This window comes from uncultured Desulfovibrio sp. (assembly GCF_944324525.1).
In the GTDB taxonomy this organism is placed as follows: Bacteria; Desulfobacterota; Desulfovibrionia; order Desulfovibrionales; family Desulfovibrionaceae; genus Desulfovibrio.
Window position 1 is genome coordinate 32,158 of sequence record NZ_CALUWS010000013.1, and the last position, 24,727, is coordinate 56,884.

General features: G+C 64.2%; 19 protein-coding genes. 1 reads left to right on the forward strand and 18 read right to left on the reverse strand.

Annotation, left to right across the window (positions count from 1 at the left end; translation table 11 throughout):
- The gene (locus tag Q0K12_RS05075) at window positions 1–810 is read left to right on the forward strand and encodes a SprT family zinc-dependent metalloprotease (RefSeq protein ID WP_297260685.1); all 810 of its coding nucleotides are present in this window, start codon (window positions 1–3) and stop codon (window positions 808–810) included.
- 317 nt (window positions 811–1,127) lie between these two features.
- Here Q0K12_RS05075 and Q0K12_RS05080 read toward each other — a convergent pair whose 3' ends face one another.
- From Q0K12_RS05080 to Q0K12_RS05165, 18 genes are all read right to left on the reverse strand, one after another.
- Window positions 1,128–1,901, reverse strand: coding sequence for a hypothetical protein (locus Q0K12_RS05080; protein WP_297260686.1), 774 nt, complete (start codon window positions 1,899–1,901; stop codon window positions 1,128–1,130).
- Window positions 1,902–1,903: 2 nt separating this feature from the next.
- Entirely contained in the window at window positions 1,904–2,878 is a 975-nt protein-coding gene (locus Q0K12_RS05085) for a serine/threonine-protein kinase (RefSeq protein ID WP_297260687.1), read from the reverse strand.
- A gap of 237 nt (window positions 2,879–3,115) precedes the next feature.
- The gene (locus tag Q0K12_RS05090) at window positions 3,116–3,859 is read right to left on the reverse strand and encodes a PP2C family serine/threonine-protein phosphatase (RefSeq protein ID WP_297260688.1); all 744 of its coding nucleotides are present in this window, start codon (window positions 3,857–3,859) and stop codon (window positions 3,116–3,118) included.
- On the reverse strand, window positions 3,856–4,782 hold the full coding sequence (locus tag Q0K12_RS05095; protein ID WP_297260689.1) for a lytic transglycosylase domain-containing protein: 927 nt from the start codon (window positions 4,780–4,782) through the stop codon (window positions 3,856–3,858). The genes Q0K12_RS05090 and Q0K12_RS05095 overlap by 4 nt, the downstream gene beginning before the upstream one ends.
- 324 nt (window positions 4,783–5,106) lie before the next feature.
- Window positions 5,107–8,652, reverse strand: coding sequence for a type VI secretion system membrane subunit TssM (gene tssM / locus Q0K12_RS05100; protein ID WP_297260690.1), 3,546 nt, complete (start codon window positions 8,650–8,652; stop codon window positions 5,107–5,109).
- Entirely contained in the window at window positions 8,649–9,548 is a 900-nt protein-coding gene (gene icmH, locus Q0K12_RS05105; protein WP_297260691.1) for a type IVB secretion system protein IcmH/DotU, read from the reverse strand. Before icmH ends, tssM begins: the two co-directional genes overlap by 4 nt.
- A gap of 3 nt (window positions 9,549–9,551) precedes the next feature.
- A complete protein-coding gene (tssK, locus tag Q0K12_RS05110) occupies window positions 9,552–10,883 on the reverse strand; it encodes a type VI secretion system baseplate subunit TssK (RefSeq protein WP_297260692.1) in 1,332 nt (443 codons plus the stop codon).
- A 9-nt stretch (window positions 10,884–10,892) separates the two neighbouring features.
- Window positions 10,893–11,606: a type VI secretion system lipoprotein TssJ gene (gene tssJ / locus Q0K12_RS05115; RefSeq protein WP_297260693.1), complete on the reverse strand. Its 714-nt coding sequence runs from the start codon at window positions 11,604–11,606 to the stop codon at window positions 10,893–10,895.
- A complete protein-coding gene (gene tagH / locus Q0K12_RS05120; protein WP_297260694.1) occupies window positions 11,603–12,943 on the reverse strand; it encodes a type VI secretion system-associated FHA domain protein TagH in 1,341 nt (446 codons plus the stop codon). Before tagH ends, tssJ begins: the two co-directional genes overlap by 4 nt.
- A 40-nt stretch (window positions 12,944–12,983) precedes the next feature.
- A complete protein-coding gene (locus Q0K12_RS05125) occupies window positions 12,984–14,462 on the reverse strand; it encodes a sigma-54 dependent transcriptional regulator (protein WP_297260695.1) in 1,479 nt (492 codons plus the stop codon).
- A complete protein-coding gene (gene tssH / locus Q0K12_RS05130) occupies window positions 14,459–17,125 on the reverse strand; it encodes a type VI secretion system ATPase TssH (protein WP_297260696.1) in 2,667 nt (888 codons plus the stop codon). Before tssH ends, Q0K12_RS05125 begins: the two co-directional genes overlap by 4 nt.
- The gene (gene tssG, locus Q0K12_RS05135) at window positions 17,119–18,177 is read right to left on the reverse strand and encodes a type VI secretion system baseplate subunit TssG (RefSeq protein ID WP_297260697.1); all 1,059 of its coding nucleotides are present in this window, start codon (window positions 18,175–18,177) and stop codon (window positions 17,119–17,121) included. The genes tssH and tssG overlap by 7 nt, the downstream gene beginning before the upstream one ends.
- Complete coding sequence (tssF, locus tag Q0K12_RS05140) at window positions 18,144–19,904, reverse strand: type VI secretion system baseplate subunit TssF (RefSeq protein ID WP_297260698.1); 1,761 nt, start codon at window positions 19,902–19,904, stop codon at window positions 18,144–18,146. Before tssF ends, tssG begins: the two co-directional genes overlap by 34 nt.
- The gene (gene tssE, locus Q0K12_RS05145) at window positions 19,901–20,293 is read right to left on the reverse strand and encodes a type VI secretion system baseplate subunit TssE (protein ID WP_297260699.1); all 393 of its coding nucleotides are present in this window, start codon (window positions 20,291–20,293) and stop codon (window positions 19,901–19,903) included. The genes tssF and tssE overlap by 4 nt, the downstream gene beginning before the upstream one ends.
- 3 nt (window positions 20,294–20,296) lie before the next feature.
- Window positions 20,297–21,772, reverse strand: a complete 1,476-nt coding sequence (gene tssC, locus Q0K12_RS05150; protein WP_297260700.1) for a type VI secretion system contractile sheath large subunit — start codon at window positions 21,770–21,772, stop codon at window positions 20,297–20,299.
- Between the two features lie 29 nt (window positions 21,773–21,801).
- Window positions 21,802–22,371: a type VI secretion system contractile sheath small subunit gene (gene tssB / locus Q0K12_RS05155; RefSeq protein ID WP_297260701.1), complete on the reverse strand. Its 570-nt coding sequence runs from the start codon at window positions 22,369–22,371 to the stop codon at window positions 21,802–21,804.
- A 16-nt stretch (window positions 22,372–22,387) separates the two neighbouring features.
- Complete coding sequence (tssA, locus tag Q0K12_RS05160) at window positions 22,388–23,926, reverse strand: type VI secretion system protein TssA (RefSeq protein ID WP_297260702.1); 1,539 nt, start codon at window positions 23,924–23,926, stop codon at window positions 22,388–22,390.
- A gap of 549 nt (window positions 23,927–24,475) precedes the next feature.
- A partial coding sequence (locus Q0K12_RS05165) for a hypothetical protein (RefSeq protein WP_297260703.1) occupies window positions 24,476–24,727 on the reverse strand: 252 nt, incomplete at its 5' end.

Genomic DNA, 24,727 nt, shown 5'->3' on the forward strand with positions numbered 1-24,727 from the left:
ATGGTGTCCGGCAAATCCGCAGGTCTGCCGCAAGAGGAGGAAGTCTCCTTCCTCTATGGCGCGGAGCGCTTCACCTGCCGTCTTGTGCGGCGTGCGGCGGCACGCGGCAGCCTGCGCATATCCGTGACGCCCGCGGGGGAGATACGCGTGGCCGCCGACGCGTCGCTGCCGCTGGACAGCATAGTGGAGAGCCTGCGGCAGCGTGGCCGCTGGATCCTTGAAACGCGTGAACGCTTCCGGGCGCAGCGCGCCCATGCGCTGCCTTTGCGCTTTGTGGGCGGCGAGACGCATTTTTATCTGGGGCGGCGGCATCAGCTCCACATCGTGGATGAAGGGCAGGGCAAGCATGTTCGTCTGCTGCGCGGCAAACTGCTGGTGCCCAGCCGCTACCCGTGGAGTGAAGCGCCGGACGTGCAGGCCCTGCGCGCGGCGGAGGTGCGCCGCCGTCTTGACGACTGGTACCGGCGGCGGGCGGCGGAATTGCTGCCGCAATATCTTGCACGCCAGCTCCCGTTCGTCCCCTGGGCGGACAGGCCGCCCCTGCGGCTGGTGCGCATGAAAGCCCGCTGGGGAAGCTGCACCCCGCAGGGCGTGATCCTCCTCAATCCCGATCTTGTGCGCACGCCGCGTCACTGCATCGACTACGTCATCCTGCACGAGCTTTGCCATCTGCGCGAACACCGGCATTCGCCTTTTTTCCGACAGCTGCTGACGCAGGTCTGCCCGGACTGGCAGGCTCGCCGCGCCGAACTGGACAGGATGGCGGAGATCTGGCTGGGGCGGGAGGAGGGACGCAAGACCCGGGACTGAGAGAGGCGGCACGGCGGAAGCCATGCCGCACCTCGTCCGTCAGAGCGACGCCGGCGTGGCGGGCTGCTGCATGCCCGTGGCGCTGGACGCGCTCAACGGCCGCCAGCCGCTGGAGGGCATCCCCCCGCCCGTGCTCCTGCACGTTTGCGGCCTGTCAACACCATCAGTTACTTGTTTGGGGCAGGGACATGAGGCAACCCTGCCCCGAAGGCAAACGGAGCGTGTAGGGTCTGTTTATTTTATCTATTGAAATTGTTTGAAAAAGTTGTGTTGACACGCCCTGGAGCGTTTTGGCGTTTTCAATGACGGCCCGTCCATCAGGCGATGGCGAAGGGGAGCAGCTCCACCTCCCCGTCCTGCTCCGTCTCCGGCAGATAGTTGCCCAGAAAGACGCCACGGGGGATGCCCTCCACCTTGCAGTAACAGGCCTCGTTTTCCCCTATGGCATTGCGGGCCGCGCAGGCGGAGAAGGGGATGCCGTTCATGGTCCCCTGTATGCCCGACACGGGATAGTCAAGCCGGCTTTTTTGCGGAACCGCGCCGCGCGGCCCCACCCCAAAGGCGCTTATCTCCGCTTCCGTAACGCCGATGGTGAAACCTTCCTGCCGTCCACCGGCGGGGGCGATCTCCAGCCACAAGCCGATCAGGGGGCTGAGGATAGCCCGCACATGAAAGGGCGTGGCGAGCGTCGCGCCCGGCCGGAACCGGGCGGCCATGAGCTGGGCCGCAAAGGGGGCATGCGCCGGGCAGACTTTCGCATGGCGCATGAGCGGCGGCAGCGCGGGCATCCGCCCCTGACCGTAGAGGACAAAAGCCGTGCCGGGCTGGCTTTCCCGCCGCAGCGAGAGGGCGAGCAGGCTTGTCATGCGCAGCACATCCGTGCCGAAGGCTTCCGGCTCGCCGGCCATCACCCAGGCCTGCACGGCGGGATCGTCAAGTATTTCGGAAAGCTGCATCCAGTCCTGCGTCCGGCCGGCGAGTTCCTCCCAGCGCAGGACGGCGGTAGCGAAACCCGCCTGTCGGAGCTGGCTTTCTTCTTCATGGGCGGGAGATTTTCCCAGAACGCAGAGCAGAGCTTTGGGCAGGGGCATGGTCAGACCTCCTTTGGGGTGAGACGGGCGCGCAAGGTGGCAAAGCACCTGGCGGCAAGGTTGTGGGGACGAAAGGCATCTTCCAGTTCCGGGGCCGGGGGACGCCGGGACGGGGAAAAGTCAAGGCCGCGCAGCAGCATTTTTCCTTCCGGCGTGCTGCCGATGGACAGGCGCGGCCGGGGCATGCCGCTGTTTCTGGCTTCCAGCGCCGAGCGCCGCGCAAAGGGGTGGACGCCGTCGAGCAGCTCGGCGATCGTGCAGCAGGCGGAAAAGACGTCGTCGGCAAAGGACGGCGGGCCGCCCTCGAGGCGTTCCGGCGACGCGTGCAGCAGGCTGTAGGTCGTCAGGCCGAGATGGGAGCGCAGGCTCTGGCTGATGGGGGAGGCGGCGCGCCCCGGCTGGGGGAGGACTTCCGCCGTGTTGAAATCGAACAGGACAAGGCGGTCGTCCCGTTCCAGCATGAGGTTGGCGGGCTTCACGTCGCCATGCGCTATGCCCAGACCATGCAGCAGGGCCAGCGAGCGGAACAGCTGCCGCGCAAGGGGGATGGCCGCCGTCCCCAGTCCCGCCGGATGCCGACCCAGCATGTCGTACAGCGTTCGGCCCGACAGGAGCTCCATGCTGAGGCACAGCCGGCCTTTTTCCTCGTGCAGGTCATGGACGCGCACCACGCCGGGATGCGACACATGGCGGACAACGAAGAACTCCCGGGCCAGAAGGCGGCGCGCCACGGGCGAATGGGCAAATTCCGCACGCAGGCATTTTACGGCGACCTGCGGAAAGCCGTCGTCGTATTCCAGCCTGAGCAGATCCCTGGCGGCATGGACCTCGCACAGTCCCCCGACGCCGAGCCGGCGTTCCGGCAGGAAGCGCAGGGAGGCGTGTTCTCCGCTGGCGCGCGCCGTGCGGACGCCGGTTCCGGTCTGTGCCGGTCCCTGATCGCGCCGTGAGGGAGAGGCTTTTTTTCTGCTGCGCATGCCGTTTCCTCTTTTACAAACAATTTCAATGAATACTCAAAGCAAAACGTGCATACCCCGCGTGCCTTTTGGGTGGGCTTGCCTGGTGTTTCCGACTCTTCCCACGATACAAACGCGCTGGGGAAGGGAGGGTGCTTGGGAGGATGGATGACGGGGAACGCCTTTTTTCGCTTCACTGCAAAAAGGCTGGCCTCCCGCGACGGCAGCGCCCCGACGGGCGGCAGCGGGCCGTGCCCGTTATGTCCAGACAAGGGTGATCAGGGTCACGTCATCCGGCGGGGAGCAGGCTGCCAAGCTTTCCCGGATGCGTTCGGCGCAGGCGCGGGCATTGCCCTGGCGCAGCAGCGCGGCGAGCGTCGTTTCGTCCAGAATGCCGGTCAGCCCGTCGGAACACAGCAGGAGGCGATCGCCGGGACAAAGGGTGAAGCGCACTTCATCTATCCTGGCGGCGGATGCCCCGATGGCCTGAGTGATGATGTTTCCCCGCACCATGCGGTAGGCCTCCGGGACGGTGAGTTCCCCCTTGTCGATCTTTTCCTGACGCAGCGTATGATCGCGTGTGCACTGGTACAAAACGTCGTGGCGCAGCAGATAGCAACGGCTGTCGCCCGACCAGAGGCAGGCGGCCTGTTCTCCGTGCGCGAGCAGGGCGACGATGGTGCTGGCCGCCGTGCCGGGCCACAGGGCATGCGAAGCGAGCAGGGCATTGGCCTCCTCCAGACAGGCGCGGGCATTGCGGACATGGCTGTCCAGCGAGGCGGCTTCGGGGATGGTCATGAGTTTTTCCACAAGCAGACGGCTGGCATTGCCGCCGTAGGCGCTGCTGCCCACGCCATCCGCCACGGCCCAGCAACGGCGCTCCGGCCAGTTGAGGAAGGCGTCTTCATTTTCCGTTCCGCGTCCTCCCTGCCGCGACCATCCCCAGGAATTGAGCAGGGGAGCGGCGCAGGGAGCCGGACGGGATGCGGGAAAGCTGTTCATCGGGATAACCTCCGCATGGCGGGAACCTTTGGGATGGGCACGCCGTCACTGGCGGACGGCCGGACAGGGGAAGAGACCTTCCTTGGAGGAGGGGCGGCATGCGCCTGCCGGTCTGACCACCGGGGCGACGGGCGCGGCGCGGCCGCATCGGCTCGCGATATATGGCCGCCGGCCAGCATGACGGAGGCCGCGGCGACGAATTTGGGGACAAAGCACAGGGTCTCCTGTGGCACGATGCCCCGGCCGGCAACGGACAATTCCCCCAGACTGCGTGCCCCGCATTGGCGCAGAAAGCCGGTCATGGCCCCTTCGCCGCAGTTGTAGGCGGCAAGCGCCAGAGGCCAGTCCCGAAAATGACCATTGAGCCACCGCAGATAGCGGGCCGCGGCTTCCGTGGCCCGGCGGGGATCGAAACGTTCGTCGCATGACGCATCGACCGTCAGCCCGAAACGGCGGGCCGTGGCCGGCATGAGCTGCCACAGTCCGGCGGCCCCGGCAGGAGAGACCGCCTGAGGCTCGAAAGCGCTTTCCACGAGGGGCAGGGCGGCCAGTTCCGGCGGCAAGCCCTGCTCCTTCAGGATGGCGGAGATCATGGGCAGCAGACGGGCCGCTCTGGCCAGCACCCTGCCGGTCACCGTCTTCTGGCTGACGGTGAGACGGTAGACATATTCCCGCATGCGTCCCTGTTCCGAGGGCGGCAGCCACGCGGCGACGGAAAAGCACGCCGCCGGGGGCGCGCAGGGGGAGACGTCGCCATAGGCGGCAAGCCGGACCTGCTCCTCGCGGGTGAGCGGCATCCAGAGCGTGGCCACATCGGCCATGCGTTGCGGCGGCCGGATGGTCTGACCGCCGAAAGGTGGAAGATACTCCCGGCGGAGCGTGACGGCGCGCGAAGCCGGTATGCCGCGACCTTCCGGCGTCATGCCGGCCGTACAGCCCGCGAGGACCGCAAGCCACAAAAGGCCGCAGAACATACGCAGCGGAACGGGAGGCCTGTCCGGAGGGAGGCCGGGCTGCCGCAAACAGACGCGGGACGGGACGAAGGTCATGTCATTCCTTGCGGCGCGTTTCGCGCAAAGACCGCCCGGGTTTTCGCGCCGTCGCCGCCGGGCGCGTGCGGGAAGACTTCCGCAAGAGGGGCGGAAGGCTCCCCGCGGCGCGCGAGGCCGCCGGCGGGCGGTCCATACAAACCCTGTCATGGCGCGGCGCTCCCGTTGCGGGATATGCGGACGGGGTGGGGCCGGACATCACTGCAGCGAGGCCGGCAGGGTGAAGGAACACACGGCCGGATCAAAGGGGTTGAGACGGTTTCGGAACTGGATCAGGAACTGGGCCCAGCTGCCGTTTTGCCGTATTTCGATGAGGCAGGTGTTGTTTTCCTGCTTCTTGATGACGCCTGTCTGCAGGATGCGGAAGATCGCCCAGTTGCCGCGGGCGTCGCCGCGCTTGGCAATGCCGTTGAGATCCGTCATTTCCAGCCATGCGCGGCTGTGATCGCCGGGCCATGAGAAGTTTTTCCCCTGCACCATGCCGTGCCAGTAGCTCACGGTCTCGTTATCCACGGCGAACGTCACCTGTTTCATGGCGGCATCGAGCGCGTAGGGCTCCAGCGTGAACGTGATGCCCAGATCCCGGCCGGAGGAGAAGAACGCGCTTTGTACGCGGTTGGCACGGGTAAGCTGGGTCAGCGCCTGGGGGGAAAGCGGCAGCGTTCGGCCCATGATGCTGCGAAGCGTGCCGTTGCCGTTGACGAAGGGACGCAGATAGGCGTCGTAGAAGCTGTCCAGCGTGCCGCCGGAGCGGAAGAAGGCGCTGAACGCGTCAAGGCTGACGTCCTTGCCGCTTTTGCCGTCAAAGGGATAATAGGGACTGAGATCGCGTTCATAGACCTGGACGACACGCTGCGCGTAGGCCTGGTTGATATGCTCGGCGGCAAGGTAGAGCATGCGTCGCAAAGCGCCGGAGGGGACGCTTTCGTACCAGCCCCGCACGGGCGAAGGCAGCTTCCCGGCCGCATTTTCCAGTTCCCGCAGGGTCTCATCCTTGCCGTCCGCGATCTCCAGCAGCGCGGCAAAGATGCGCTGGGCGGGGTCATCGCTGCTGTGCAGCTTCGTCAGGTACGCGCCCACGTCCGTCATGGCGTCGTGCGCGGCCTTGAGCGCCGGGGCGGCGTTGCCGTCGGCATCTATGAGGCTGACAAGGGGAAGAAAATACTGGCGCACGGCGCGAGCGTCCTTTTGGGCCTCGTCCCGCGCCTTGGCGCGGGCGGCGGCCAGCTTGTCGGCGGCGCTCCTGGTAACGGCCTTGCCGGCCTGTGCGCCGAGGACGCTCCCGGCCTTGCGCGAAGCCTTTTTCTGGGCCTGCGCTTCCAGTGCGTCGGCCACGGGTTCCGCTTCGGTCTCGGCAAGGATGAGGTCGGTATTGTTGCGCACTTCCCGCAGCACCAGCGTCACCGGGGATATGCCCGAGGTCAGCCGTTCCGCCGTGCTGGCGGCGGCGGACAGCGTCCGGGGGGAGGGCACGTCGAGTTTGCGCACGGCTTCCGTCCAGTAGCGCGTATAGTCGCGAAAATACATGGCGCGGACATCCTTGTAGATGCGGTCCATGTCCAGCGAGCTGAGCGTGAGCGGGCTGGAACCGAAGATCCAGCTGTCGTCGGTCAGGCTGCGGATGATGGCGGGGCAGCGCTCCACGCAATACTCCTCATAGCCCTTCCGGGTATAGAGATAGGGGATGGGGTGGGTGTCGCCGTCAAAGGGCGACATGTTCTCTCCCAGACTGGCCCGGAAGGTGAAGGGCGGCTTGCCGCTTTCCTGCGCTTCTTCCTGAAGCTGCTGATAGGCCAGCTCGGCCAGCGGGATCTTCAGCAGGGCCTGGCGCGCCTTTTCCAGCAAGGATTCATCAGGGGCGACGGGGCGGATGCCGTGGAGCATGGCGTAGTCCATATGACGCGCAAGCTCGCGCTGCGTCGCCGCATCCCCCATGAACTGGGCGGACCACTGGCGGCCGAGCCATTCGGACATGAAATCCCGCTTGAGGCGTTTGGGTTCGCAGAGCATGAGGTAGGCGCGCAGGGCCGGTTTCAGCTCCCCGACGTTGGTCAGCGACTGTTCGATCTTCTGCGCGGCCGTGCGGCGCACCTGCGGGAGCAGGCGATCATTGAGCTCGTCCAGATAGGCCGTCCGCGCGGCCTGCACCACGGTATCCCCCTGATAGAGGCCGAGGCCGTAGGCAATGTCGGAGTCTTCTTCGGGGGAAAAGACGTGCAGGGTCTTTTCCAGCGTGTCCAGCTCCGGCAGCACGGCCTTGGCGTCCGACGGCAGGGGGAGGGCGTCGCGCTGCTTGGCGAAGGCCGCATGGATGCCGGCGACGGACTCCACGCCCACATAGTTGTTCATGAAGCTGATGCCCAGAAAAGTCGCCAGAAAAAGGAAGAGACCGGCGGCGGCCAGCTGCAGCCCGTGGCGGCGCAAACGGAGGGCCCAGGGGTGCTCCTTGTCCGCCCCGGCCAGGCGCGCTTCCGGGATCACGCAGTCCTGGAGGAGACGGTGGATGAAGAAGCCCTTGGCGTAATCGCCCTGAGAGGGCTGGAAGCCGGTCTGGAAAGCCAGTTCGCCGCCGCGTGCGGCGGACTTGAGGACATCCTGCGAGGACAGGGCGCTGGTGAAGAAAAAGCCCCTGAACATGACAGGCCGGTGATAGCGCGAGGGCCCGAAGGCCTCGACGATGAAATCCTCGATGGTGGGGCCAAGCGCGGCCAGCTCCTGCGGGAAGCGGAATATCTCGCCCCGCGCCGCAAGGTCGCGTTCCTGATGGATCTTGGCGACGATCTGCGCGTTGAGGGTCTGGAGCATCTCCCCCGCTTCTTCGCGCAGCCTGCTCATGTCCATGTCGGTCCCGTCGCCCGCGGGACAGCCGAATATCTGTTCGCGCTCCACGCGCGGCAGCTGGGCGAAGAACTGGGCAAAGCCGGGGATGACGTCGCATTTCGTGAAGACCAGAAAGACGGGGACGTGGGTTTTCAGCGTCTGGAGGGCCTCGCTCAGCCTTTCCCGGATGGTGCGGGCAAGGTGCTCGCGTCGGGGCGCGTCGTCATCCCGCATGTCGCGCATGCTGACGCATACGATGATGCCGTTGGCCGGACGGGCGGGACGGGACTGGAACAGACGCTTGAGAAGCAGACGCCAGAGAGCGTGCGGCCCGCTTTCCCGCTGCGTGTCCGTATAGGCCCCGGGCGTGTCGATGAACACGGCCTGATTGGCGAACATCGTTTCGCAGCGCGTCGTCGCCTTGAGCTGGTAGAGGTGGCGGTCCGCCTGTTCGTTCAGCGGGAATTGCAGCCCGGAATTGAGCAGGAACGAGGTTTTGCCGCAATTTTCCGGGCCAATGACCAGAAACCAGGGCAGGGAATAACGGGACCGCTTGCCGCCATAGAAATTCGAGCGCGTGACGATGCGGAGGGCCTGCCGGATCTTGTCCCTGAGGTAGTCGCGCTCCTCGCGCACCGTGAGGCGCTGCCGCCTCACCTGCTCGGCGGCGGCCGCCTTGTCGGGATCGGCAAGCTCCCGCTTCTTGCGGCGGGAGGTGGACAGGGCGACGAACAGGCCCCAGAGGAAAACCAGCAGCAGGGTCGCCACCAGCCGGGAGACGAGGCTCTCCAGTATCTTGTGGTCCGCTATGGCCACATAGGGCCCGCAGAACCAGACGCACAGGACAAGGCAGAGCGTCACCGCAAGGGCAAGCACCCAGGGAACGGTCAACGCGTTGGCGACGGCCCGGAAAAAGGCTCTCATGGCAATACCTCCCGGGGGGAGCCGGAAAGGGCGGACATGCTGTCAAGCAGAGGCAGCGTCTGCCTTTCCAGAATGACGGAAAAACCGGCAAAGGTGACGCCGATGGCAAAGAGGAAGACGGCAAGCACCAGCCATACCGGGATATAGGCATGGATATGGTGCCGCCCGGCGGGCTGCTCCACCCCCGGGGACAGATCTTGCGGCGGTTCGCCGCGCAGGAGGCGGATCTGTTTGTAGACCTTGTCTCGCAAGGCTTCCAGGGCGATGGGGCCGCGTTCGCGGACGCCGAATTTCCCTTCAAAACCAAGGCTCAGGAGAAGGTACATGAGTTCCAGGATATACAGATTGCGCGCGGGCTGCTGCATGCAGCGATCCAGGATCTGAAAGAATTTCTCGCCGCCCCACGTCTCATTGTGGAAGGTGGAAAGCAGGCCATGCCGGCCCCATTCGCCGTTTTCCCCGGACAGCGACGTGGAGACGGCTTCGTCCACAGCGGTGCACAGCACATAGCGGGAAGCGATGATCTGCGCCTGCTCTATGTCGGAAGACGCCAGGGCGCGCCCTTCAAAGGCGCGGATCTCCGCTTCCAGCCCCGCGCGGAGATGTTCGATGTCCTCGTGACCTTCCGGGGAGGAGGGATCCCCGGGGGCATAGGCCGACGGCCGGCGCGTTGCGCGGATGCGCACGATGGCCAACAGCAGCTCCGAGGCGGCGCTGACCAGCGGATTGAGACCGGCCACGCTGGGGATGACGGAAGTCTGCTGCGCCACATAGGGGATGGCGCTGCGCGTTTCTTTCATGACCGGCGTCGTTACCCTCCTGAAGGAAGGAGGCAGCTCCGGAGCGGGCTCCCCCTTGTTCAGGAAGACGGTCTGATCGATGTCCGCCTGCTTCATGCTTTACTCCTTGATGGCCCAGAACTGCAGCTGGAGTCCCGGGAACGTCCCCGAAACATAGAAGGCGAAGCCGCCGGAGAGCTCCATTTGCGCCAGCTCTTCCGACGTGAACTCCAGATGGAAGTAGCTTTTGCCGGCATGGAAGGGGATCTGGCGCGGCGCAACGGCCAGGGCGGCGATCCGGATGCCCGGGAGCTGCCGGTTGACGAGGTCGCGGATGTTTTCCACCGTGCCGATCTTCAGCTGGCGCGGCAGCGAGGTGCGCAAGGTCTCCTGGTCCATGTCGGCCGAGGCCACAAGGATGAAGCTGGCGGCGGTAAGGAGGTTGCGGTCGTGGATGGGAGAAACGGTGATGCCGTACTTGCGCTGCTGCAGGGGCAGCTCGACCGCGTGCTGCTCAAGGACCATGCTGAGGGCAAAGCGCGCCAGCTCCATGAGATCGGTGAAGCACTGGTACTGCGCCCGGTGATTGTATCTGGGCAAGTCGCCCGGACGCTTGCCCGCCTCGACATAGGAGGCAAGCTCGCCCACCAGGGAAAGGAGCTGGAGGTAGCAGTCCTCCGGGGTGACGTTGGGGGTGGTGTCCAGATGCTTGAAGACCGGTTCGGCCCTGTTCAGACACTGGAGCAGCATGAAATCGGCGATCTCGGCCGTGCCCGTGCTGCCGGCGCTGCTGATGCGGCGGGCGAGCTGGTCGGCCCGGTGGCTGATGAGGCCGATGAGTTCGCGCAGATAGCCGGAAAGCAGCGGCGACGCCCCCATATGCATGAAGGTCGGGGTAAAATCCTTGTCCGCCAGGATGGATTTGTCCGGACGGCATTCCACGATATGCAGGATCGGCAGGATGACGTAGCCGTTCTGGCTGACGTCGTCCGCAAACATCAGCTTCAGGTCGGGTCTGGCGCACTGTATGGCGCGCTCGCGCGTGTCCGCCGCGATGTTGGAACGCACGGTCACCGCATGCGCGACATAGCGGGTCGAAAGTCCTGTATTCTTTTCCTCCCGGATCTCCGACGATCCCTCCAGGGCGATGGGGAGCGCCAGCACGACCTGGCGGTTCATGACCCCGGGTTCGACGTCGAGCGACAGGCCCTCCTGACCATGCCCGATTTCGAACAGGCTCCCGTCGGGCAGGATGCCCTGCGCCTTGCTGAGAACCACCTTGCCCAGATTGAGGTACTGCTCGTCGATGACGAACTCGGTGAAGCCCCAGCCGTAGCGGGGCAGCAGCAGGCCACGCTGCGCCAGCTGGGATTCGGTATACCTGTCCTGCTGCTGGAAATGCACGGGACAAAGCTGGAGCCCTTCCGTCCAGACGACACGTTCAGTCAACATGGCGCGTCCTCACTTATCGCTGATTTGCCGGGATCTGGGCAGCGCATTGCCGGGAGCGGACGTTTCCTCCCGCCGGGGCGAAGGCTGCGCCTCCTGTCCGGACTCGGCGGCGGGGGCGGCCGTCGCTTCCTGTCCATCCCCGGCGGGGGCGGGCTTCGCTTCCGGCCGTTCTTCGCCGCCGGTCTTTCCGGGATGTTCGGCCTTCCCGGGGCGTTCGGCCTTCCCCGTGCGTTCCTGATAGCTGCGGACGCGCTCCTCCGACGACCAGTCGGCGTCCGCCTCGATGACCAGCAGGGAGGTGTCGTTGAGCTCGATGCGGATCAGATTGTCCTCCTCCGGCACGACGGGGAGCGCCGCCCGCCATCTGGCGCGCTCCATCTGCCGGAAACCGGCCAGTATGCCGACATAGCGCGTTTCCGGCATGGGAGAATAGGCGACGGTGCGGGCTTCGCCGGGGACGAAGGTCAGCTCGTCCGCGGCCACCAGATCGGCCCCCAGCACCTTCATGGGTTCCATGAAAAGCGTCTGGAAGTCTCCCTGCCGGAACGCCAGGTCATTGCGCATCTCGTATATCTTGACGATGACGGGAGAAGGGCGGCTGGAGCTGTCGGGATTCACGTTGGGCAGACTGGCGACCTCCAGACCGATGCGGGGAGAGGAGCAGCCGTTCAGCAGCATCAGCGCCGGCAGCGCCAGCAGCATGAAGAGGGTACGGAAGTTCATTCAAGATCTCCTTGGCGGTTCATGCAGGCCGGATTGAGCGTTCTGACCTGCATCTCATAGGCTCGGGCAAAATCATCCAGAAAAAAGGAGGTGAAACCGTTGTCGTCGTCACGCAGGCCCGCATGGAGTTTGGCAAAGGCGCTCCACAGACGCCGCATCCGGGCAAAGCGCACCGTGCCCGTCGCATCCAGGCGGGAAGCGACGGCCTCGGGGCTGATCCGCGCGAGTATGGCCTGCGCGACGGCGCGCGCCCCGGCGATCAGCCCCAGATTATGGCTGTGCAGGTCGTCAAAGCCGTTCAGCATGGCCTGAGCAGGCGGCAGAAAGCCCTCCTGCGGCGGGGCCAGCAGATAATTGAGGGCGGCCTTGCCGGTGGGCGAAAATTTCAGAGGATTGTTGCTGGCCAGCGTCATGGTGGTCACGGGCAGCCGCAGCTCGTTCTTGCTGTCGGCTCGATTGCGCAGGGCCTGGAGCATGCCCTCCACCGCGGCGGCCGTCAGTTCCGCCGTCCGCAGCATGATGCGCTCCCGCTCCTCACGGGAATCGGGCGAGGCGGAAAATCCCAGGGCCCGGAAGAAGGCCTCCACTTCGGGGGCCGGCGCATCGGGATCTTGCGGGATCCGGGGCGGCGCGACGTCCTCCGGGATCGGCGGAACCGGCGGGACGTCCTCCGGGACCGGCGGGACGGCGGGAGCGGCGGAGCGCGCATCCGGCCGGGGCGACGGCGCCGGAGCGGGGAGGGGCTCCGCGTCGTCGTCCTCCTCCACGTTCCAGTCCTCCGGGACGAGCGTCACCGCCGGCATGGCCCCGAGCGAGGCCTCCGTATGATCCGCCTGAAAAGTCTTTTTTTCAGGCGTCGAGCCCAGCAGATCATTGTAGAGACCGAGCCGTTCCCGGGCATTGAGTTCGTCCTGCTGTTCCATGGCGAGCAGGGGATCCTCCGCCAGGACCTCGCCGGCGGGTATGATATCCCCGTTCTGGATGCTCTGCTCGGAGAGGTAGGACCCCGGCTCGTGCAGGAGTCTGGCCTGTATGCTGTATTCGCCTATGACATAGGTGTTTCCATGCTCGATGCGGTATTTCTGTCCCTTGGCGAGTCGTTCCCTGCCCAGGGCGCTGTAGATGCCGTTGGTGCTCAGATCCTCAATGAAGAATGCGGCATGCTCGAAACTGACAAGGGCATGCCGGCGTGAGATCTGCTTCGTCTTGTCAAGAAGCACCCACTCGCATTCCTTGTCGCGTCCTATGTAGCCTCCGACTTCGCGGAAGACATGCTGCACATTGCTCTGATGAAGAGAAAATTTTTGTCTGCTGATGATTTCCAGCATGAGTTCCATGAAGATCCTCCTTTATGTCCACACTGCCGCGGGGCCTTCATCAGGGGTGAAGGGAGGACAAACGGCGGCGAATGGTGCGCGGGTGAACATCAAGGGCCCTGGAACATGCCTGAATATCTCCATCGTAGAGTTTCATGGTCTGCTGGATGAACCATTTTTCCTGCATTTCCCGGAAATGGGACAGGGAGAGGTGATGCAGTTCGCGTCCCGTCCGGGAAATGAGGTCGCCGGCTTCCAGCTGGCAGCAGTCAGCGGGAGTGCCGTTGATCGCCTGCTCGATCATGGCCTCCAGTTCGCGGATATTGCCGGGATAGGCATAGCCCAGCAGCAGGAGGCAGGCTTCCGGCGACAGGCGCAAGGGGGGCCGGCCGGCTTTGGCGCAACCGCGCTCGAGGAACAGCGAAGCAAGCTCAAGGATATCCTCCCGGCGTTCCCGCAGAGGAGGGACGTGTATCTTGAGGACGGCCAGCCGGTGATAGAGGTCGCGGCGAAACGCGTTCGCCTTCATGGCTTCCTCCAGATCACGATTGGTGGCGGCGATGATGCGCATATTGACGGGGTGGAATGTCGCGCCCCCCACCGGCCGCACCTTGTGTTCCTGCAGGACCTGAAGCAGCGCGACCTGGAGCGAGGGCGGCATCTCGCCTATCTCGTCCAGAAAGACCGTTCCGCCGTCGGCGCTTCGCAAAAGCCCCTTGTTGTGGGCGACGGCTCCGCTGAACGCGCCCTTGACATGGCCGAAAAGCTCGCTTTCCAGCAGGCTTGCCGTCAGCGCGCCGCAGTTGATGGCGAGAAAGGGGCCGTTGCGGCGGTTGCCGGCGTCATGCACCATGCGGGCCAGCAGGCTCTTGCCCGTGCCTGTCTCGCCCGTGATGAGCAGGGGAGCGGAGGAGTCGCCCACCCGGGCGATGGCCTCGCGCAGGCTGCGCGTCGCCGGGCCGCTTCCGGCGAACGGCAGGTTTTGCCGCGCGCTGTTGTCCGCTTTCAGCTGCCTGATCTCCCTTTCCAGGCTTTGCAGGGCATAGCCGCTTTGCTTGTGGCCGCGCGCCAGTTCGAGCAGCGCGCCGGCATACAGGCAAAGATACTGACATGCTGTCTGACGCGCGCGCGAGGAAGTGCGGCAAAGGCTCAGCACGCAGCCCATGCCGCCGGAACCCAGCTCGGGAACGGGATAGACGTTGCAGGAACGGATATCCGGCGAAGAGGAGACGAGCCGCACCGATTCGGGCAGGTCCTCCGTCAGCGCGAAGGAGGCGGGCATGCCGGTATGCAGGCAATAACAGAGCGGATCGTCCCAGCTCTCGGCGGACAGACGGGGGGTATCCTCGCTTATGGCGCTTTCGGGGAACTGACCGGCAAGAAACAGCGTTTCGCCCGCGTAGTCCCGCAGATAGACGCCCACCGCCCGCGCGTCCTCCAGCTCGCGGACGCTTTCCGCCAGCGCCCGGGAAATGGCGGCATGATCCCCGGCCTGATCCCGCAGCCGGTGGCAAAGGGCAAGCAGAAGCGGAGGCTTCATCCCCGTCCCCCGTCTTTCGTCATGGAGCAGACGAAGCTCCCCCGTTCCTGATCCAGCTCGACGCATATCCGCGCCCGGCCGCCATGTCCCCTGCCGGCCAGCAGCGCCGAGGCGATCCTGGGCAGCAGGGAGGCATTGATGATGTGGTCGATATTGCGCGCGCCGGCATCCGTCACCGTACAGCTTGCCGCAATGGAGGCCGCGACCTCGTCGCTCCAGACCAGAGGGAGGCGGTGCTGAGCGAAAAGGCGGGCCGCGATGCGGGATATCTTCATGTCCACGAGTTCCCGCATGATGTCAGGCCGCAGCGACATGTAGGGGACGATGGTCATCCGTCCGAGCAGGGCGGGGCGGAAAAACTGCGTCAGGGCAGGGCGCAGGGCCTCCACCAGCGTGGCGGGGTCCGGCGGCGTTTCGTCCTCGCACAGGGCCGCCACGATGTCGCTGCCCAGGTTCGAGGTCAGAAAGATCATCGTATTGCGAAAATCCGTCTCCCTGCCTTCTCCATCGACGAGGACGCCCTTGTCGAACATCTGATAAAAAAGATTGAGGACGTCGGGATGGGCCTTTTCCACCTCGTCGAACAGCACGACGGAATACGGCTGACGGCGCACGGCTTCCGTGAGTCTGCCGCCTTCGCCGTAGCCCACATAGCCCGGGGGCGAGCCGATAAGGCGGGAGATGGTGTGTTTTTCCTGAAATTCCGACATGTTGATGCTGATCAGCATGTCTTCGCCGCCGTAAAGCTCATCGGCGATCGCCAGGGCGGTCTCCGTCTTGCCGACCCCGGAGGGGCCCACAAGCAGGAAAATGGCTGTGGGCGCATGGGGATTGTTCAGGCCGGTGCGCGCGGCCAGCACGGCCTTTTCCAGCATTTCCAGGGTATGGTCCTGCCCGCGGATACGGCGAAGGAGGTGCTCCTTGAGGTGGGAGAGCCTGCAGGCCGCATCTTCCGTCAATTTGCCCAGCGGGATGCCCGTCCATTCGGCCACGATCTCGGCCACCAGCTGCGGCGTCACTTCATAAAAGACAAGGGGGGACTCGCCCTGTTCGTCCCGCAGGCGGGCGGCAAGCGTCTCCAGGGAGGCTGATTCAGTCGGGGCGGCGGGCGTCTCTCCGGCCTGTTCCTTCGGCCTGTCCGGCTCGGCGGTCTCCGCCGTCTCAGCGGCCTCAAACACGGCCTTTCGCCGTGCCAGGATGGCCGTTACCAGCTCTTTTTCCCGCTTCCAGCGGGAAGAGAGGGACTCGATGCGCTCCGTCAGCCGGGCGGCCTGTCCCCGCAGGCGGGCATGACGGGCGGCGCTCTCCTCAGTGTCGCCGGGGATGACGCCCTGGCTCTGGTCGCGCTCCAGGGCCTGCAATTCGCGCTGGATGACCGCCAGCTCTTCTTCCAGCGCGCTCAGAAGGGCCGGCTTCGCTCCCAGGCTGACCTTGACGCGGGCGCAGGCCGTATCCAGCAGATCGACCGCCTTGTCCGGCTGCTGGCGGCCGCTGATGTAGCGGGTGGAGAGTTCCGCTATGCTGCGTACGGCGTCATCGCGGATATAGACATGGTGGGCCTGCTCGTAATGGGGGATCAGGCCGCGCAGGATGGCAAGCGTCTCCTCCTGCGTGGGCTGATCAAGACGAACGAGCTGGAAGCGTCTGGCCAGCGCCGCGTCCTTTTCAAAATATTTTTTGTATTCGCTCCAGGTGGTGGCGGCGATGGTGCGCATTTCGCCTCTGGCCAGCGCGGGCTTGAGCAAGTTGGCGCCGTCGGCGCTGCCCGCGGCATTGCCCGAGCCGACGAGGGTATGCGCCTCGTCGATGAAAAGGATGGTGGGCGTTTCGGACGACCTGATCTCGTCGATGACGCCCTTGAGGCGCTTCTCAAATTCGCCCTTGACGGACGCTCCGGCCTGCAGGCGTCCCATGTCCAGTCCGACAAGGCGCGTTCCCGCCAGGACATCGGGCACGTCGCCCTGAACGATCTTCAGCGCCAGTCCCTCGACCACGGCGGTCTTGCCCACGCCCGGATCGCCCACAAGGATGGGATTGTTCTTGCGGCGGCGGGTAAGGATGTCGACCATCTGCCGGATCTGCGGGCCGCGGGCGAAAACGGGGTCGATGTGCCGCCGTCGCGCTTCTTCCGTGAAGTCCGTCGCGTATTTCTGCAGAAAGCTTTCGCCGCGCGGGGCGGAAGTCCCGGCCGGCCGGCCGGAGGAGGCCTCGCCCAGTCCCGCCATGAGGCGCTTCAACGCATCGGCGGGGATGTTGCCCAGTTCGCGGAAGCAGGGCAGCATGCCGTAACGCGCCGGATTGACCAGCAGCGCCAGAACAAGAGTAAAAACGTCGATCTGTTCGCGTCCCAGTTCAAGACTGGCTATGAGGTAAGCCTCCTGGATGAACTCGATCAGCAGGGGCGCGAAAACCGGCGCCGACCTCCCGTGCGGCTTTTCCGGGGAGCGCCGGCCGCCGAACAGGGAGCGCAGACGCTCGAGGGACAGGTCGAACTGGGCGGCAAGATCCCGCATCTCGCGCGTGTCGAGCAGCTTCTCCAGATAGTCTTCCAGACCGATCTCGTGACCGCCCCGGCTGACGCACAGGGCGGCGGCATCTTCCAGCGCATCGCGGCACGTGGCGTCGAGAGCTGTGATCAACGCGGAAAGATTCATGTTTACCATAAGTTCTCCTGATAGCCCGGTTCCAGAATCACGATGCCGTCGCCGCCGTCCCCCAGCCAGGAGGACCAGCCGAGCCGCGTTTCCGAGGCATCGCCGATGGTGAGAGGGCGGATCTCCTCCGGCCGCAGGCGCAGCTCGACGTCAAACTGCAGGCGGGAGCGCAGGACCATCTTCACCAGCATGGCGAGTTCGGCGAAAATGGCCTGATCCGGCAGAAAGGCATTGAAGCGCTGCCACGAGAGACCGGCAATGAGGATGCGGAACTTGCCCGTTTGATCGGCAACATGTTCGCCCAGCAGGCAGTCCCCTTCCAGGCGGCAATTGGCGACGCCGAGACGGCAGAGCTGATCTTCGGGGATGCGCACGATGCGGCGTATGCACTGGACCACATGCACCGCCTCGTGGGAAAAGTAATGGCGCAGCGTGCTTTCCAGCGAGCCGGCCGCATCGCTCTTGAAGGCGATGAGCCCCATATAGGCCAGCAGACGCGACCAGTTGAGCCCTTCCTTCCCGCGCAGCTGCTCATAGCCCATGCCGATGAAGCCGAGGAAGCGCCGCGACAGCGCATCCGTCGCGCCATCCTGATACTGCAGGTAATAGCGGTACTTGCACCATGCGCCGTACAGGATGTCGATAAAGCCGTGATTGAAGATGTCGAAAAAATCCCGCAGCGCATCGGCATCATCCTGGTGCTGGGCCACATGCTCGGAAAAATGGACGGGCAGCGGCGACGCCGCGCCATGCAGGCCCATGAGGTTGAGCGTCAGCATGGCCCGTGTGTCCGCGCCCTGCCCGCTGAAGGTCAGGCTTTCCATGTCTCCCGGCGGAAAGGAAAGATTGGGATTGACGCGAAAGCGCAGGGCCTTTTCCGGCGCGCCGACCCCCTGACAGGCCAGATAGCGGCGCACCATGCGCACGGCCTGCGCAAAGGCGAAACTGCCGGGAGATTCCTCAAGCCTGCTGTAGACGGCGGTCTTTCCCTTGCGCGGGCAAGCGGGGAGGGCGGCCGCCGGCGCCATCACAGCGTCAGCTTGCCCAGTCGTGGCGGCCATATGTACCTTTCTCCGCTTTTTTCCTCGCGCACGATAAGCTGATGGAAGCTGTTCACCGTGGCGTAGAGGGCCAGAAATTCATTGAGCGCGGAGGCGAACAGGAACATTTCCCCTTCACAGGAAAAACTGCGCGACATAAGCGAAAGTTCCGTCACCGCGCCACGCAGGGGGAGCCCTTCATGGATGCGGTCCGTCTCCTGCATGCGGATGCCGGTCATGCCGTCCAGTATCCTTTCCAGCACGCGCGCTCTGCGGCTGTCATGCAGGGCGCGGAAATCGTAGGTGGCCACGATGCCGCGCAGCGCGTTGATGTTGGTCAGCGGAAGATAATTGAGCGACATGTTGGACAGGAGACGCCACAGGGCGTCGCCTTCCAGCGGCGGAGCGAAGGGTGGGGTGACGGGGATGATGTTCGTGAAGGGAATGGCCGCATCGCCGCTGTCCGACGGGCGGCAGATGTCGCCCACGCCCAGCCGCAGCGGCAGCATGCGGTTCGTGCAGACAAGATCCATGGACAGGGTGGCGCTTTGCGGCAGCTCTCCATCGTCATCGGCAACGAGGGAAATATAGGTCTCCACGCTTTCGTCCGTGGCCGAGGGCTGCACGCGCAGCCGGTAGTAGGCGGCCTTCTCGCCGCCCCGCTTGTGCTCGAAGGACTCGAACGGCTGGTATTCCCTGTGGCGCTTGCCCGCCGTGTCCCAGCTCTCCACATGGGTGACGCTGTGGACCGAATAATGATAGGGAAATCTGGGGTCGGGCACGATGCGGTACTCCGTCTGCCTGTGATCCCAGGTGAGCGGCGAGGCGGAGCGGGCAAAGAGATTGATGACGGGCGTGCAGAACAGGCGCACGTTTTCCCGGGAGTAGGACTCGAAATTCGGCGGCAGCTCTTCCAGCACGCAGTGCAGGACAAACTCCCGGCAGCTTCCGGCCCGGCTCAGGTTGTCTCCCGTAAAGCTCTCGCCGAAATCGATGTCAAGAAAATGGAATTTTTCGGGAAAACAGAAATATTCCTGAAGGATGCGATAGCCGGGAAAGGAATTGGGCGGATAGGGATAAAGCACCTCGTCATGCGCGAAGCCCACAGGGCGCACGTTGGGCTCCCATTCCGCAAGGCGCGTGTCCTTGCCTGTCTCGTCCACGGCATGGAGGCGCAGGCAGCGCAGCCGGCGCACAAGCAGGTAGTACAGGGTATGCACGATGCTCGTCTCGCCGGTCAGGAACAGGCGCAGCCGGCGCGGCGCGATCTGGTCCAGCGTGGCGCTCTCGCTGCGAAAGCGCAAGGCCATGACCGCCTCGCCGTCCCGTGTGGTGAAGGAAAGATCGGCAAGCTCAAGGGGCATGACTTCCGTGTCGTAAGCCGTGCGAAACGTACACGGCGTGCCCTCCACGGCTTCCGACAGCACCACGGATTCCCGGGGGATGAAGGCGCTTCGGGAAAGCCCCTCCGACGGCCGGAACTGGATGACGCTGCAGGCGGGCAACTGCCGCAGATAGTTGGGCCAGAGCAGATTGAACAGGGCGTAGGTGATCTCCGGCAGTTCGTCATCCAGCTTTTCGCGCAGGCGACCGGTAAGAAAGGCGACCCCCTCAAGGATGCGCTCCACGTCCGGGTCCCTGCCGGGAGTATTGAAAAAGGGAGCAAGCGCGGGGTTGCTCGCGGCAAATTCCCGCCCCAGGGTCCGCAGGGCGACCAGCTCCCTTTCATAATAATGGTTGAAGCTCATGCTCTGCTCCGGCATTTGCCTTCGTCCACGGACACCGTCCATGTCCAGGGTTCAAGGCGGCCGTCGTGCCGTATCTTTTCCGCCTGGATGGAAAAGAGCAGCGTAAAGGGCGCGTCCTCCCGCATGGGCAGACTGACGACGCGGGGATTGCGGAGGCGCGGTTCATAATCGGCGACGAGCCGTTCTATGGCGGCGCTGAGCATGCTTTGCAGCTCGCTGCGTGACAGGGTGAGATCATTGATGTCGGGGAGTCCGTAAGAAGGCAGCGCCTGGACGGCCCCCTGACGCGCGCCAAGGACGCGGGACAGATTGCCGCGGATGGACTCGTCCTCGCTCATGTCCGCCCCGGCCTGTCCCAGGGTCAGCCTTTCAAACAGACTCCCCGCCACGGTCTATTCCTTCTCCAGCTTGCCCACGAGGGAAAGGGTGAAGTAGGCGCCCATATACTTGAAGTGCGGGCGCACGCTTAAGGAGACGCGATACCAGCCCGGATCCCCTTCGACGTCCGAGACCACGATGCGCGCATCGCGCAGGGGGCGGCGGCTGCGGGTATCGGCGCTGGGATTCTCCTGGTCGGCGACGTATTGCCGGATCCAGGTGTTCAGCTCCCTTTCCAGATCCGAGCGTTCCTTCCACGAGCCGATGTTTTCGCGCTGCAGCACCTTGATGTAGTGGGCAAGGCGGGAAATGATGAACAGGTAAGGCAGCTGCGTGCCCAGACGGTAGTTGAGCTCGGCGTTCTTGCCTTCTTCGGAAATGCCGAAATACTTGGGCTTCTGGCAGGAGTTGGCCGAGAAGAAAGCCGCATTGTCCGAGCCCTTGCGCATAGTCAGCGCAATGAAGCCCTGTTCGGCAAGTTCGTATTCGCGGCGGTCGGAAATGAGGACTTCGGTGGGGATCTTCATCTCGATGTCGCCGAGGCTCTCATAGAGGTGGATGGGCAGGTCCTCCACGGCGCCGCCGGAGCGGGGGCCGATGATGTTGGCGCACCAGCGGTAGCGGGCGAAGCTGTCGGTAAGGCGCGTGGCGAAGGCGAAGGCCGTGTTGCCCCAGAGGAAATTGGCGTGGTTGTCGTCCACGGTTTCCTTGTAGACAAAGGCCCGGACCGGGTTTTCCTCCGGGTCGTAGGGCTGGCGCAGGAGAAAGCGGGGCACGGTCAGGCCCACATAGCGGGAATCTTCCGACTCGCGGAAGGCGTTCCACTTCGTGTACGCGGGGCTGGTGAAAATGTCCTGAAGATCCTTGAGCGCGGGCAGGCGCTGGAAGGAACCGTCCCCCAGGCCGAAAAAGGAAGGCGCGGCCGCCGCGATGAAGGGAGCGTGCGCCATGGTGGCCACGCTGGCCACGCTCTGGAGCAGGCGCATGTCCATGGCGGTGGGGGTGAAATAGTAATTGCCGATGATGGCGCCTACCGGATGCCCGCCGAACTGGCCGTATTCCGCCGTGTATATCTGCTTGTACAGGCTGGACTGGGCGATCTCGGGCGAGTCGATAAAGTCGTCCAGAAGCTCGTCCTTGGTGATGTTGAGCATCTCGACGGTGATGTTTTCCCGGAAATCCGTACGGTCCACCAGCAGCTTGAGGCCGCGCCAGGCGGATTCCATTTCCTGAAAGACCTTGTCGTGCAGCACTTCGTCCATCTGGGCGGACAGACGGCGGTCGATCTCCGCGATCATGTGGTCAACGGCCGCCTTGCGGACTTTCTCGCCGGCGTGGACAGGCTTCAGCATCTCCTCGATGAAGGCGCTGATGCCCAGACGGGCGGCCTCATATCCTTCGTCCTCGGGCGTCAGGGAGGTCTGGCTGATGATGGAATCAAGCAGCGAAGACCCCGTGGACTGGCTTGTTTGCTCCTGCAACTGACTCATGCGTTCATGCTCCTTGGCGGCGGCGCCCGCTACTTGTCGTTATCGCCGGAGGGGGCGTCGCCGGACGCGTCCTCACCCGGTTGATCGGGACCCTTGCCGGATTCCCCGTCGGAAAGGGAGATATTGAGTTCCTCCATGATCTGGCGTCGCTGGCGCTCATCATGCAGGGCGTCCTCCAGCGCGGCGCGGAAGGCCGGGACATTGCCGAGAGGCCCCTTGAGCGAGATCAGCGCGTCCCGCAGCTTGAGCAGGCTGTTCATCTCGGGGATCTGGCGCGCCACGCCTTCCGGCTCAAAGTCGCGCAGGCTCTGGAAGGAAAGACTGACCGGCAGGTCGCCGGGATCCTCGCTGTCCGTCAGCCTGTTGCGTACCGAAAGCCGCACTTCCAGATTCTGCTTTGCCATCACGTCGGCAAAATTGTTCTTGTTGACGCTTACGGGCTTTCTGTCGATAAGCGGCCTGCCGTCATGGCGCTGCAGAAAATCGCCCACGACCATGACCTTGAGCGGCAGTTCTATCTCTTCCTGCGCGCCGCCGGTAGCGGGGCGGAAGGTCACGTTGATCCGCTCCTTGGGAGCGATGGACGAGTCTTTGGCCATTGATTCCTCCGTTTGGTCATTCAAACAATTTGATGGCGGCTTCAGCCTGCAGGGAATAGAGGCGGCGTCGCATGGCCTCCTGCCCCTTGCCTCCGCCGGACTGCACGAGCAGGGCCAGGATCTTCGCCCCCAATTCCGGCTCCCAGTCCAGCAGATCCCACTCTTCCAGCCGGGAATAAAGCTCCTGCAGCAGTTCCCTGCCCGCCTTGGGCCGCCCCGCACGCAGGCAGTAGCGCGCCAGCAGCAGGCCATGCAGGATCGCCTGCCGGCTTTTGCCGGAGACCCCCGGCCCGAGCGAGGCAAGGCCACGCTCGAAATTCTGTTCCTCCGCAATGGCCACGGCCTGACTGAGCAACCTGTCTTCCCGCCGCGCCTGTTCCGCATCGCCGGGCTGCGGGGAGACCTTCTTCTCTTCCTCGGTCGGTATCTTGTTGCGCAGGGTCTCCAGCCACTGGATCGTGGCGGGGGAGGCGAAGGGCGTTCCGTCATGGAATTTGTAGCCGAGCAGCTCGGGATAGCGTTGCAGGAAGCAGCGCAGTATCTGACATACGATGTCCCGCGCATCATGTATCCCCAGCGCGTCAAGGCATTGCACCACAAGATGATGGCCGTCGAACCAGAAAGGGGCCTTGCGCATGGTACGTTCGAGCTGGGGGAGCACGCTTTCGTACTGTTTGCTGCTCACGGCCGAACTGTAGGCCAGGGCCTTGTCCTGCGGCAGCACCATGCGCAACTGGGTGACTTTTTCGCCATTGGCGGGCGGAAGCTGGACGACCGTCGTCCACAGCGCCGTCCGGTGCAGAAGATAGACGCGCCAGTCGCGGATATCCTGACTGAGGTAGTGCATGCCCAGCTGCTGGGTCTGCTCGATGGTGGCCCGCAGCAGCTGCGGCAGGATGGAATCAGGGACACGGCCGTCCCCGTCCAGATTGGCCACCACGCGGGCGCTCTCGGAAGGGAGGACGGGGGCCGGGGCGGGCGTGGGCGCGACCGGGGCGGCGGGCCTGGCGGGCGGCGTTTCCTTTTTGACAGGGATGGCGCGCAGGATATTGCGGAATGACGGCGCGGCTTCCCCCATGCGCGCATCCAGTTCTTCCTGCAGGGCTGACAGGGACTGCCGCAATGCCTCGTAGGCCTCCTGCCGTTCCACGGGAAAGCTCCCGGCGGGCATAAGGATCTCAAGCTTGCCCACCAGCCACAGCAGGGGCGCGGCCCGGCGTGCGGGACGTGTGACCGCCGGGTACAGCTCGTCCCAGCAGGTCGCTACGTAATGGGTGGTGATCTCGATAGCTGCCGAAAGGCCGGAAATGCCGCTCTGCTCATAGACAGCCCGACACCCATAGCAAAAGACCCAGAGATCCTTGACCCTGGTCGACAGCAGGTTTGTCGCCATCTCAAGGACAAGCCCCCAGTCGGTCCGCATGTCCGGTTGCAGGCCGTCATTCTTGTTGACCTCGGCTTGCAGCGCCTCGAAAGCGGGGTCGAAGAGGATGTCCTCCCCGCCGCAGGCTGTGCCGTCAGGCAACGTCGTTTTCCACCCTTCAAACCAGCGCATAGACTTTCCTGATGCCGCGGATGCGGCAATGACCTTTCCGCTTTCGTCCGGCTCCATGCCGTTCAGCCTATCCTCGCGGATGCCACGCCGATGGTGCGGCCTTGCCGGCGCGCCGTCACAAATATAGTTTTATTTATATCAAGACGCTTTTGTTGGCAAGGGGAAACGGTAGGAAAAGAGGAAAAAATAAAACATAGAATAAAGGTAATAGGATAGCTAAAATATGCGGGACCGGGAGATACGTCTGTTTTTTTGCCCGCTCTTCACTGGACAGCGTGCGGACGGCATCCGCGGGAAGCGGGATTGTTTCACAGGCGAGGCGCGGGGAAGAGAAGGGCGAGCGGCAACGGCGTACACCGCATGCTCTATGCAGTCAGGAAGCGTCACCATGCGGGGAAAAGGCTGCTTTGCTGCTGATAGAACGATTCCACATGGAAAATGGGGATTGCTCTGGTAGTCGCGAGAGCGACTGCCCGCAAGCGACACACGAAAAAACCACGTTTTTTCCGTAGGATGAAGGCAGCGTCAGCATGAAAATTAGACATAATTTCAATGCGAATCCGCTCTAGAATAATAGCCCGTGGCATGTGTATGGCGGCAAAAAAGCGGCCTCAGGGACGCCTGAAGCCGCTTTTTTTCGCCATCTTGAAGGAGGAAAGAGCTGGGGGGCCGGTCAGCGGGGGCGGACTCCGCCGCCAGCTCTTGCTCGGCCTCGCGGATAAGGTCGCGGAAATCCTGTTCCATCTGCGGGGTCCAGTTGGCCCACAGGACAAAGTTGGGCTTTACTTCCCCGGGTTTGGG